Consider the following 12,710-nt stretch of genomic DNA (forward strand, 5'->3'; position numbering starts at 1 on the left):
AATCCTTAGACAACATGTTGTTTAGGGATTGTTTTTTTCGTTTCAGGGTCATTTTTATTCTAGCAGACTTTTTCCTTGTATGATCATTTCAGCCAATCACGAGGAGGAATTAACAATGAAGAAGGTGGTTTCTGTATTCATGACCGCTATTCTTATTGCAATACCGGTCACCCCTGCTTTTGCTCTAACGAATCCTGATACTGTTGAAGAAAAGGCACAGGAGCAGGCTTCGAAGATCGTATCCGAATATGGTGCTAGTGGATTGCAGTATGCAATTAGGGATCATGGATCCATTGTCTTATCAGGCAGTGCTGGTGTATACGATAGAGAGACCAAGAGTCCGATCACCGAAGACACGATGTTTGGAATCGGCTCGGTAAGTAAAATGTACGTGACTGCTGCAACGATGATGCTGGCTGATTCTAAAAAAATTGATATTGATAAGCCGCTAACCACGTATATCAAGGACTTCAAAATGGCAGATAAACGATATAAACAGATTACGCCACGTATGTTGATGAATCATTCTTCAGGAATTTACGGTAGTCAATATGGGAATAGCTTCTTATTTGAAGATAATGATACGAAAAATCATGATGAATTATTGGTAAGATTACAATCAGAAAGCTTAAAGTCAACCCCCGGCGAGTTTTCGGTATATTGCAATGATGGTTTTCAGCTGCTTGAAATATTGATTGAACGAGTGAGCGGTTTACGTTATAGCGAATTTCTTGAAACCTATATTTCTGATCCTCTTCAATTGACCTCTACCAAAACACCACTTGATTCATTTGATAGAGATAGGCTCGCAAAAACTTATTTTTCTGGGTTGGATCAAGCTTTACCCGTTGAGAATACCAATCTCTTAGGGACAGGAGGCCTTTACTCCACGGCTGAAGAAGTAACTGAATTCGCTGAAGTATTAATCGGGAATCGAACGGATATTTTATCTGAGAAGTCAGTAAAGGCTATGCAAAGTCATGAGTATAGAAAAGGCGTGTGGGTACCTGAAGAGACAAACTCGATTAACTATGGTCTTGGTTGGGATGCTGTCCGTTTAGCACCATTTAGTGATTACGGAATAACAGCATTATTTAAAGGTGGAGATACGATTATGTATCACGCTGCTTTGGTGACCTTACCCGAACATGATATTACGATTGCTGTGCTTTCATCGGGAGGCGGTAGTACCTATAATAGTTTAGCTGCATCAAATATTTTATTGGAATATCTAAGAACCAAAGACATCATTAAAGAAATTCTACCTGAAAAAACATTTGAACCTCCAGTGAAAGTGGACATGCCATCCGATATGCTTGCATACTCTGGGTTATACGGTAGTGTAGGTAAAACGGTAAAACTGGAGATAAAGAACGGGGAGATTCACTCACCTGATCTAGCATTTGAAGGGTTACCGCCGCAAAAATATGTATATACCGGCAATGGACAGTTCATAAACAACGATGGGAATGCAACGATAAGCTTTGACCGAGCGAAGAATGGAAAAACCTATTTAAAACTTAACGCTTATATCAATAATCCAGGATTAGGTCAATCGTTTTCGGTATCCTATGAATTGCAAAAGTTAGCTTCCAATCCACTAAAACAGTCAATGAAAACGGTATGGGAAAATAGGGATGGAAAAAAATACTACGCTTTAGATGAAAAGATCACTTCAGTGATGTATCTAAACAATGCGCTTGTGACCAAAACGATATCCGTTGATATCAGCCATGGATACGCTTCAGGCACTAAAATTGTTGACAAGAATAATGCAGTAAATGTAATTCAGATTCCTGCTTTTGCCGGAAGAGACGCTTTTGATTTGAATTTCTATCAAAAGAATCAAAAAGAGTATGTAAAGATCAATGGATTATCCTATATCAGTGAAGATGCTATTCCAACCTTTAATGATGGGAAAGATTCATTATGCATCATACCATCGGATGGTCAGGCTAGATGGTATAAAATCGATGCAAAATCAGCCAACCGAGTCATGAACGTTGCGACTCCGGAAAGCGGCGGATTCGCCGTTTATGACAAGAATGGAATGACTGTGAACTTTTCAAAGGCAAGTAACAAGCATTCGGTAGTACTGCCTGAAAGCGGGATGATCGTTTTTGGTGGGAATGCGGGTGATGTATTTAAAATTAATTTGAAGAATAAATAGATGTAAGCATAAAAGCTCGCATTACTGATAGTATCCTCTTTGAGTAGAAAGTGTAAAAAGCCCGCCCACCTAATGGTGGGGGGTACACTTTACTTGGAGGGGATTTTTCTATGGCTAAAAAAGGTCAAACATTCAAGCGATGTGCCCCGGTCGCGTACCAAAACACACTGGCTGCTTAGGCTTTTTATATTGTGTCTACTTGATAGGGGGAAGACCAAGCTTCAAGGGTTTTTTCGTCCAAACGTGCTAGGCAGGAAGCTGAACCGAGCCACGTATGAGGATTGCCGGCCCAGCACCAGCCTAGCTTCGGTTTATTTTCGCTGATCCACATGGCTGTTATACGTCGGTCGCCACAACGAGAGCCGAGCAGAGAAAAGCCGTTGTTTTTCTTTACCTGATCCGGGAAGTGAGTGATCAGAGCAATCCCTTCCTCCAGCGTGAGCGGAGAACGCTGCTGCTCCAAGAGGATGGGCATCGCGTCATTCGGGGTGACGTTCAGCGTCTCATTTCCTGTATCAATTCCGGTCATCAGGTAAGCCATTCCTGTAGGAATCTCAATGCCCTCGATGGGTGTAAACCGCCGGATTTCTTCTGTATCCATGACACTGAAGCCAGCTTTCTTTTGCCGCTCGATGGCTTGCATCGCTTTTTCTCCGTCGAACCAATCGCCTTTTACCACGAGAACAAAGGGTACGAGGCCCTCTTGCTGCTCGTCTTCTTGAATGGGAAGAGCTTCTGCTAGTGGTTGCAGCGGGGCCAGACTTTTCCTGAACGCTTCTGCTGTCATACCTGCCATTTCAGGATAGCCCTTTTGAATGAGTGTTGTTAGTTGCCGTTCGAATTCAGCTCTGTGCATGGGTTAATGCGCCTCCCTCCACTTTTCACATTCATCTTACAACATTGGTGCTAATTCAAAGGTTTTTCCAAAATAAAAGGAATAAAGCAGATTTGGGTTGAAGTAACTTTACAACTTAGCTTTAATCTTTATGGGAGAAAATCGGGAAGGGGGCTGTCTGCCATACGCCCTATTGATATTGCACGTAAGCTGAAGCTGAGTACAAGCGCCTTGCGAAATTATGAAGCGCATGGGCTGGTTCCACCTGTGGAGCGGTCAACGAGCGGCTACCGGAAGTATACGGAGGAACACGTCGCTTATTTTACTTGTATTCAAGCCATGTCTCCTGGCTTTGGGATGGATGTGACGGCGCAGGTGATGCGGTTGATCCAGGATAAACAGTTGCAGGCTGCTCTGTGGCGTGTGAATGAGGTACAGGCTAATTTGCAGAGGGATAAGCAGTTAGCGGAACGAAATTTGGCGATGCTTGAAGACGGCCGAGCAGGTAAGGTGGAGGAAGCTGGAATTAGCGAATGGATGACGATTGGAGAAGTAGCAACCATGACTTCTTTGCCTAGCTCAACCATCCGCCACTGGGAAAAGGTTGGACTCATTACAACTTCCCGCGATGAGAAAAATGGCTATCGTCTTTTCAATCGCTCGCAAATCCGCAAAATCATGCTGCTTCGTACGCTGCGACCTGCTGTCTATTCTTTATCGGTTGTGGAGTTAAAGGAAGCCATTGCGAGCATGAATGAAGAGGATGTAAAAGAGGCGCGAAACATCGCTTTGGAAACGCTGCGCTATCTGGATCAGATGAATCTTGTACAAATGCGTGGGGTTTTCTATTTCTATCAATTAGGCAAAGTAGTTCAGTTGGTCGATGAATAGGGTAGCGAAATGAGAAAACCCTCTCCTGCACATTCGCAAAAGAGGGGATGTCATCGTTATTCCACAAACAGTGATACTCGCTCAAATCCCGCATCTGAAATGCGAATCAAGCCCGTATCTGATATGTGCAACGTCGGTATGACGACCAGAGCAAGCAAAGACAATGTCATAAAGGCGTAGTTCATCGTGCAGCCCGCCTTCACCAAGGCTTGGCTAATCTCCATGGACTGCTGTACAACTGTTTCATAAGGCTCGGTCGACATCAGTCCAGCTAAACGCAGCGGAAGCTCCACCATTTCGCCGTCTCCAGTCACGACAGCGATACCACCTTGCATGCTGATCACAGCATTGGCTGATTTTGCCATCCGCTCATCGTCGTTTCCAATGACAAGCACGTTATGGCAGTCATGGGCGACAGTCATGGCAATCGCTGCTGGTTGGTTAAATCCGACATTGCCGACAATCCCAATGCCAGAGCCGCCTGTTTTCCCATGGCGTTCGAAAACAGCCATTTTGCACAGCGTGCTCTCAGGTGTAATCTGTAGCTCACTATTTGCGACAGCCACATCGACAAACACTTCGTCCGTCTCCACGTGATTTTCCCGGGCAACAGCCACGCGTGTCTTGATCGTCCCAGACGGAACAGGGGTCTTGATAATGAAGTCAGAGGGAGTGAGCTCAGCCTTGATTTTCACAGAGCTGATGGCAAACGCAGGGTAAGGGAACGGAGAAAGTTCGAGCGTCATTTCACCGTTTTCCGCCACTACTTCACCGCGTGCGATCGTCGTCACGACATTTACATCAGCCAGATTCCCGTCGAGCAAAATGATATCGGCGATGATACCCGGTGCGATCGAACCTACATCTCGTGCGACACCGAATCGTTCTGCTGTATTAATGGTCGCCATCTGGAAGGCAGTCACAGGCTTGACTCCTTGCGAGATCGCATGTCTGACGATGAAGTTCATATGTCCTTCTTCTTTCAACGAATCACAGATGCGGTCATCGGACACGAGCATCATCCGGCGGGAGTCAATGCCCTGTTCGGTGTGTGCTTTGATCGTTGCTGCAACATCGTGCCATGCTGAGCCGCGGCGCATTTTGGCATACATGCCAAGGCGTACACGCTGTGCGACATCTTCGCTGGTCACACACTCATGGTCCCCGGTTACACCCGCAGCGGCATAAGCAGCCAGACGCGGATCACTTGACGGCCATGTATAGTGACCATCCACTACTTTTCCTGCCCGAAGTGTCGCTTGAATCTCTCCAATCATTTTCGGGTCCCCGTACACAACACCAGGGAAATTCATGACTTCTCCGAGCGCGATCATATCGGGTCCCCAGCTCAATGCTTCCGCGACCTCCGCTGGTCCGAATTCTGCCCCAGCCGTTTCAAAAGAAGCATCTGTGGAAGGGACGCAGGAAGCGACCTGCATGTAAGCAGCCATGGGTGTTTGTCTCGCCTCATCCAGCATGATGCGCAAACCAGGTAGACCGAGAACATTCGAGATCTCATGCGCATCGAAAAAGCCGCCTGTGGTACCAAGCGGCAATACCGCATTGGCGAACTGCGTCACGGACAGCATGCTGCTTTCGATATGACAGTGCCCGTCTAACAGTCCTGGTGCCATATACTTTCCTTTTGCATCGATGATCGTGGTTGATTCATCCGTCATTCCTTCCACAAAAGGACCGACATAGGCGATACGGGTGCCAACGACAGCGATGGACATATTCGGCAAGATTTCACCGGAGAGAACATTGACGAGAGTGCCGTTATGGATGAAGAGGGTTGCTTTTTTCTCCCCTCTGGAAAAGGCAACGAGATCAGGAATGCAATCTGCGAGTGGAGGTCTTGCAAAGGACGAATGCTGCTGTGTCATGTTTACTATCACCTCATGCTGGATTTGGTTTTTTACATATCGTACACATCGAAGCCGAAGGAAGCTAGTTTTCTCTTAGAAAAATTTTTGAAAAAGAGGGTGCAGTGGATGACGAGAGTAAAAGTCAAATACCTAAAAATATCGTCCTACCTAAAGCTGTGCGTGGGCGCTGGGGTTTCAATTGGGATTTTGGATGGGGCCTTCCGTTTTCTATTATTACTCGTAATGGGGCAGTTGAGCACTTCGGAAGCATTGCTATTCAGTATGCAGGTTAAAGGATGGGTAGCGGGAATTTTGCAGTTGCTTTTTGTACCGTCGCTGTATGGGGTGGGTGCAGTCTTGTTTGGCTGCGTCTCCTATTTTCCGTTTATGTACTACCTAAAGTGCAAGAAGGGGCTTGTGATCGAAGGGGTATTTGAAAGGGAGCATCACGAGGACATACCAAAATAAAGCACCTCCCATTTTCACCGTTGTTGAAAGTGAAAACAGGAGGCGCCGCTTAGTGTTCTGCTATCTCTATTTCATTTGTCTTTGTTTTCCGCAGTTTGTAAATCGCAACGAGTAAAATAAACCACACAGGTGTGATGAACAAGGCGACTCGTGTATCTTCCGCGAGTGCCAGCACGACCAGAATGAAGGCAAGGAATGCCAGGATCAGGTAGTTGGCAAAAGGATAGAGCGGCATTTTAAACGAATTCGCTTTTGCTAAATCTGGTCTCGTTTTGCGATATTTCAAATGACAGATGACGGTAATACCCCAAATAAAGATAAAGCAAACGGTCGAAACGCTAGTGATCAGTGTAAATACGCCTTCTGGCATGACGTAATTCAAGACAACGGCGATAAGGATAACAATCGTCGAAAAGAGGAGTGCATTTGCCGGAACCTTGTTGGCAGTCAGTTTGGTAAGGGGCACAGGTGCATTCTTTTCTTTAGCAAGGGAGTAGACCATACGGCTTGTACTGAAAATGGCGCTATTACAGGCGGAAGCGGCAGATGTCAGTACGACAAAGTTAACGATACCGGCAGCGGCTGCAATGCCAATCGCTGCGAAGACCTGCACAAACGGACTCTCTAACGGGTTGATCGCGTTCCAAGGATAAATGCTCATGATGACGATGAGTGAGCCAACGTAGAAAATCAAAATCCGAATCGGAATTTGGTTAATCGCTTTTGGAATGACTCGTTTTGGGTCTTCTGTTTCACCGGCTGTTAGACCGACGAGCTCGATTCCAACAAATGCGAACACGACCATCTGGAAGGAGAGAAGGAACCCATTGAAGCCGTTCGGGAACATACCGCCATGACTCCAGAGATTCGTGAAGCTGGACGCACCAGCATTCGTAGAAAAGCCCTTGATGATCATGAAAATACCGACAAAAATCAGAGCGAGAATCGCGATGACCTTAACCAGCGCGAACCAAAATTCCATTTCTCCAAAAAGCTTCACTGTCGCCAGGTTCATGATTAACAAAATCACGAGGGCGATTAAGCCTGGCATCCACTGCGGTATTTCTGGAAACCAAAATTGCGTATAAAGACCAACAGCTGTCAGGTCGGCCATGGCGATGGAAATCCAGCAAAACCAGTACGTCCAGCCCGTGACAAATGCGGCCATATTCCCCAAATAGTCTTTGACGAAATCCACAAAAGAATGGTAGTTCAAATTGCTCAAGAGGAGCTCCCCGAGTGAGCGCATGATTAAAAAGCAGATGATGCCTGTAATCAAGTAAGCAAATAAGATGGATGGGCCGGCCAAATGAATCGATTTTCCTGCGCCCAAAAATAATCCTGTTCCGATTGCTCCGCCGATCGCGATAAGTTGTACGTGTCTGTTTTTCAGACCTCTCTCCAATTTTTGATCCTGCATACGATCCACCTCTCTCTATTTTTAGTTAGTTTTTAATTTTTAGATTTTTACCAAACAGATAATGTTCATATTAACATAACTATTGTTGTTTCACATATGTTTATTTATTTTTATAGAAAAAAAGCTTTTAATTATGAACGAAATAGTAACATTTTGGAAGTGTTGGTTCTTTTAAACAAAGGCCGCACTTTTTTTGTATTTCAGAAAAAAGAAGATATTGACATGAGAATGGAAATCATTTAATTTTGCATTAGGGAAACTTTTTTATACACAACCACATTAGTTTTCTTGGGCAAATATTATTGGTGCAAGACTACATTGTTGTGTGTAGGCATATATGCATAGAGGAATTACCCGTTTCACCATCGTTTTTTGGACGGGATCATACAACGGGCTATGATTTGGAGGGAAGAAGCATGGAATCTGCTATCGCGGTAAGGGACTTGCATGTCTCCTACTTTGGGAACGAAGTTGTTCGGGATGTCTCGTTTGACGTTGAGCTAGGGAGTATGGTTGGAATCATCGGTCCAAACGGGGCAGGGAAGTCAACCTTGATCAAAGCGCTCTTGGACCTCATTCCGAGAGATAAGGGGAATGTGCGGATTTTTGGGAAAGAGACAAATGAATTCCGGAAGAAAATCGCCTATGTACCACAACGGAGCATGATTGATTGGACGTTTCCGATCACCGTCATGGACACCGTACTGATCGGAACCTATCCAAGTGTCGGACTGTTCGAATTTCCGAAAAAAAAGGAAAAAGCGTGGGCGCTGGAATGCTTGAGAAGAGTAGGGCTGGAGGATTTCCGCGACAGGCAGATTGGGGAGCTCTCCGGCGGACAGCAACAGCGTGTCTTCCTGGCAAGGGCACTTGCACAAAAACCGGAGCTACTGCTTCTAGACGAGCCGTTTGTGGGGATTGATGTGGCGAGTGAGGACACCATCATTCGCATTTTGAAAGAGCTGCAATTTCAGGATAAAACAATCGTGGTCGTCCATCATGACTTGTCCAAAGCATATGCGTATTTTGATCAGCTTCTTCTCATGAACAAAGAATTGATCAAGTTCGGTACGGTCGATGAAGTGCTGAATCGAGAAGTCATGTCGAGAGCATATTCCTATCAGCTACCATTTCTCGAAAAGACCGAGGTGCTTGCATAATGGATTTCTTGATGGCAATTGGACAGTATGAGTTTTTGCAAAAAGCATTGTTTACATCTGTAGTGGTTGGGTTAATCTGCGGCGTCATCGGTAGCTTTATCATCTTGCGCGGAATGTCCTTGATGGGGGATGCCATCTCACACGCTGTTTTGCCTGGGGTGGCTCTCTCCTATGCATTTGGGATCAATTTCTTCGTGGGCGCTGTTTTAACGGGTGTACTCACCGCTGTTGGAATTGGCTACGTGAGCCAAAATAGCCGCATCAAGAACGACACGGCGATCGGGATTTTGTTCACGTCTGCCTTTGCGATCGGGATCATCATGGTTACGATGCTGAAAAGCAGTACCGATCTGTATCACATTTTATTCGGGAATGTATTAGCTGTGCGCTCGTCAGATATGTGGGTGACGGTTGGTATCGGGGTCATCGTCATCGTGACAGTCTACGCTTTTTTCAAAGAACTGTTACTGACTTCGTTTGATCCAACCATTGCTGCTGCCTACGGCTTGCGTAACAACCTCATTCATTACTTGCTGATGACCTTGTTGACGATGGTAACGGTCGCTTCCTTGCAAACCGTAGGAATCGTGCTCGTCGTCGCCATGTTGATTACACCGGCTGCTACCGCTTATCTTTTGACGGACCGTTTGTCGATCATGATCTTCTTGGCTGGCGGTTTTGGGATGCTGTCTTCGGTTATCGGCCTTTATTTTAGCTTTACCTATAATTTGGCCTCTGGTGCCACGATTGTCGTGGTTGCAACTGTGCTCTTCTTCCTGGCCTTTCTCTTCTCCCGAAAACACGGGGTGGTATGGAAATCAATCCGAGCTCGGCAAAAACGAATCGAGCTCTTAAAGTAAAGGAGAATTATCGTCATGAAGAAGTGGAATCTGTTTTTCGTTTTCCTACTAGCAACCGTATTAATGGCAGCGTGTGGTGCTCCGCAAAGTGCGAACGAGCCTACGAAATCAGAGAGTGACAAGCTACAGGTCGTAACCACGTATTCGATTCTGTATGACATCGTGAAAAATGTTGGGGGAGATCGGGTAGAGATCCATAGTCTCGCTCCGATTGGCTCCAATCCGCATGAATATGACCCACTGCCTGCTGACGTGCAAAAAACGACGGATGCAGACGCGGTTTTCTACAATGGACTGAATTTGGAAGCAGGTAACTCCTGGTTCGATAAACTGATGACCACAGCAGGCAAAACAGGTCCGGATGCACCCGTGTTCCGTCTTAGTGAAGGCGTAGCAGCCAAGCACTTGACGACCAAAGGCAAGGAGAGCGAAGAAGACCCGCACGCGTGGCTAGATGTACGCAATGGCATCAAGTATGCAGAGAATGCAAAAAATGCCTTGATCAAGGTGGACCCAGCGCACAAGGAAACGTATGAGCAAAACGCCAAAAAGTACATCGAACAGCTGACTGCGCTACACGAGGAAGCGGTTAAGCAGTACAACCAGATTCCGAAAGAACAGCGTTTGCTTGTGACGAGCGAGGGAGCGTTCAAATATTTCAGCGAAGCGTACGATTTTGAAGCGGCATACATTTGGGAAATCAACTCAGAGAACCAAGGAACACCCGAGCAGGTCACACAGGTGGTCGATACAATCCGTGCGAAAAAAATCCCGGCTCTGTTTGTAGAGACGAGTATCGATCCGCGCAGCATGGAGATGGTATCGAATGAAACAGGTGTACCGATTGTCGGGAAAGTATTTACGGACTCGCTCGGAAAGCCCGGAGAAGATGGTGATACGTACATCAAAATGATGGAATGGAATATCAAGACAATTTACGAAGGATTGACCAAGAAATAAGCATCGTAAAAGCAAAGCACAGCTCTCCTAATCAGGGGCTGTGCTTTTAAATTCTTCCACTGCTTAACATCCTTCATCAGATTGAGGTATAATAGGCTAGTGTGCAAAAGGAATCCGGAGTATTCATATTTAATCTGTCATATTGAAAGAGAGTGGGATTATGGGTCGTAAGTGGAACAATATTAAAGAGAAGAAAGCTTCTAAGGACGCGAGCACCAGTCGTATTTACGCAAGGTTCGGGAAGGAAATTTACGTAGCGGCAAAGCAAGGCGAGCCGGACCCAGAGTCCAACCGTGCTCTGAAGGTCGTCCTGGAGCGTGCTAAAACGTACAGCGTACCGAAAGCGATTATCGACCGCGCGATTGATAAAGCAAAGGGCGGCTCTGATGAAACGTTTAGCGATCTGCGCTATGAAGGCTTTGGACCAAACGGTTCCATGATCATCGTGGATGCACTGACCAACAACGTAAACCGAACAGCTCCTGAAGTGCGTGCCGCTTTCAACAAAAACGGCGGTAACATGGGCGTATCCGGTTCGGTAGCTTATATGTTTGACCCAACAGCGGTATTTGGCTTGGAAGGCAAATCCTCTGATGAAGTGCTGGAAATCTTGATGGAAGCGGACGTAGACGTGCGCGACATTTTGGAAGAAGACGGTGCTGTCATCGTTTACGCAGATGCCGAACAGTTCCATGCTGTACAAGAAGCACTTAAAAATGGTGGCGTTTCAGAGTTTACCGTAGCTGAACTGACCATGCTGCCACAAAACGAAGTAACGCTGACAGAAGACGTACAAGCTCAATTCGAAAAGCTGATCGATGCTTTGGAAGACTTGGACGATGTGCAGCAGGTGTACCATAACGTTGATTTAGGTGAATAATGTTTTTAATGGAGAAGACCTTTGTTTTAGGACAAGGGTCTTTTTTATGTGCTGTGTATTGGCTGTGGTGAGGAGAAGAATATTTCCAGTCTAGGCTCCAGGCTCCGTCCTGCTGAGGGTTGAGACTGTCCGCTCCGAAGGGATTTGCGGGGAAACGCAAAAGTGGTAGCCGCTTCGTCGCTTGGGCACGGTTGCGTTTCTTTTGCCCGCAAATCCCTTCTCCGCTCGGCAGGACTCCACAAGTCGCTACGTCTGGAAATATTCTTCTCTGTGGGAACTGAACACGTTCTTCCATCTTTTAAGGATTTTAAAACTCGTTTAACACGAAAAGCTCGTAGAGGAAACAGGAGAAATTAGCGAAGATCTTTGGCACACCGCCCGAGGCGCAATGAAAAAAAGAGAAACAAGCTTTTAGCATCCACCTCTGGGACACTCCCTGAAAGAACTATTTTGGACGCGGGTTTCGCTTTTTTTCATGGAGCCGGGCAGTCAATCCCCCAGCGGGTGGGACCCAAGAAGCTGAGCGTTTTCTCCTGTTTCCTCCCAGCACTACAGCAACTACATAATGTGGCTGCGGTGGAGAGAAGAATATTTCCAGACTAGGCTCCAGGCTCCGTCCTGCTGAGGGTTGGGACTGTCCGCTCCGAAGGGATTTGCGGGGAAACGCAAATGTGGTAGCCGCTACGTCGCTCGGGCACGGTTGCGTTTCTGTTGCCCGCAAATCCCTTCTCCGCTCGGTAGGACTCCACAAGTCGCTACGTCTGGAAATATTCTTCTCTGGCGTAACTGCTTACATTTCATCAATCTTTTAAGGCTTATAAAACCCGTCTTAATCTGGAAAGCTCGTAGAGGAAACAGGTGAAAAAAGCGAAGATCTTTGGCACACCGACCGAGGCGCAATGAAAAAAAGAGAAACAAGCTTTTAGCGTCCACCTCTGAGACACCTCCTGAATGAACGACTTTGGACGCGGGTTTCGCTTTTTTTCATGGAGCCGGGCAGCTTACGCTACCCTGGGGGTGGGACAAGAAGCTGAGAGTTTTCTCCTGTTTCCTCCCCACCACAACAGCCCGATAAACAATTTTTAAAAGAAATAAAAACCGCCTCCATAAAGGAGACGGCATATATCGAGCTCGTTAGTTTTGAGGTGTTACCGATCATCACGTGCGACGCATCTACCTCCAGTATGAAGTTAGAAGC

The 12,710-nt window shown here is 46.3% G+C and carries 10 protein-coding genes; 7 read left to right on the forward strand and 3 right to left on the reverse strand.

What is annotated here, in order from left to right:
- Nucleotides 1-115: 115 nt before the first annotated feature.
- Nucleotides 116-2,170, forward strand: a complete 2,055-nt coding sequence (locus ODZ53_RS11805; protein ID WP_372677184.1) for a serine hydrolase domain-containing protein — start codon at nt 116-118, stop codon at nt 2,168-2,170.
- 184 nt (nt 2,171-2,354) lie between these two features.
- On the opposite strand, the gene ODZ53_RS11810 is transcribed toward ODZ53_RS11805, so the two are convergent.
- Nucleotides 2,355-3,026 (reverse strand): DUF5701 family protein, encoded by a 672-nt coding sequence (locus ODZ53_RS11810; RefSeq protein ID WP_372677186.1) that lies wholly within the window; start codon nt 3,024-3,026, stop codon nt 2,355-2,357.
- A gap of 162 nt (nt 3,027-3,188) precedes the next feature.
- On the opposite strand from ODZ53_RS11810, the gene ODZ53_RS11815 reads away from it, so the two are divergent.
- Nucleotides 3,189-3,896, forward strand: a complete 708-nt coding sequence (locus ODZ53_RS11815; RefSeq protein ID WP_372677415.1) for a MerR family DNA-binding transcriptional regulator — start codon at nt 3,189-3,191, stop codon at nt 3,894-3,896.
- Between the two features lie 56 nt (nt 3,897-3,952).
- Here ODZ53_RS11815 and ODZ53_RS11820 read toward each other — a convergent pair whose 3' ends face one another.
- Nucleotides 3,953-5,782, reverse strand: coding sequence for an adenine deaminase (locus tag ODZ53_RS11820; protein WP_372677188.1), 1,830 nt, complete (start codon nt 5,780-5,782; stop codon nt 3,953-3,955).
- A gap of 108 nt (nt 5,783-5,890) precedes the next feature.
- Between ODZ53_RS11820 and ODZ53_RS11825 the strand changes: the two genes are divergently transcribed.
- Nucleotides 5,891-6,232, forward strand: a complete 342-nt coding sequence (locus ODZ53_RS11825; RefSeq protein ID WP_372677190.1) for a hypothetical protein — start codon at nt 5,891-5,893, stop codon at nt 6,230-6,232.
- Between the two features lie 49 nt (nt 6,233-6,281).
- Here ODZ53_RS11825 and ODZ53_RS11830 read toward each other — a convergent pair whose 3' ends face one another.
- Nucleotides 6,282-7,652, reverse strand: a complete 1,371-nt coding sequence (locus ODZ53_RS11830; RefSeq protein WP_372677192.1) for an amino acid permease — start codon at nt 7,650-7,652, stop codon at nt 6,282-6,284.
- A 416-nt stretch (nt 7,653-8,068) separates the two neighbouring features.
- Between ODZ53_RS11830 and ODZ53_RS11835 the strand changes: the two genes are divergently transcribed.
- From ODZ53_RS11835 to ODZ53_RS11850, 4 genes are all read left to right on the forward strand, one after another.
- Nucleotides 8,069-8,812 carry a metal ABC transporter ATP-binding protein gene (locus ODZ53_RS11835; RefSeq protein WP_372677194.1) on the forward strand — a complete coding sequence of 248 codons (744 nt, stop codon included), beginning with the start codon at nt 8,069-8,071 and terminating at the stop codon, nt 8,810-8,812.
- Nucleotides 8,812-9,672: a metal ABC transporter permease gene (locus tag ODZ53_RS11840; protein WP_012685205.1), complete on the forward strand. Its 861-nt coding sequence runs from the start codon at nt 8,812-8,814 to the stop codon at nt 9,670-9,672. Before ODZ53_RS11835 ends, ODZ53_RS11840 begins: the two co-directional genes overlap by 1 nt.
- Before the next feature lie 15 nt (nt 9,673-9,687).
- Nucleotides 9,688-10,632, forward strand: a complete 945-nt coding sequence (locus ODZ53_RS11845; protein ID WP_372677196.1) for a metal ABC transporter substrate-binding protein — start codon at nt 9,688-9,690, stop codon at nt 10,630-10,632.
- Nucleotides 10,633-10,792: 160 nt separating this feature from the next.
- Nucleotides 10,793-11,512 carry a YebC/PmpR family DNA-binding transcriptional regulator gene (locus tag ODZ53_RS11850; protein ID WP_012685207.1) on the forward strand — a complete coding sequence of 240 codons (720 nt, stop codon included), beginning with the start codon at nt 10,793-10,795 and terminating at the stop codon, nt 11,510-11,512.
- Nucleotides 11,513-12,710: the final 1,198 nt, after the last annotated feature.

Source organism: Brevibacillus sp. BD137 (genome assembly GCF_041644655.1).
GTDB classification, from domain to species: Bacteria; Bacillota; Bacilli; order Brevibacillales; family Brevibacillaceae; genus Brevibacillus; species Brevibacillus brevis_D.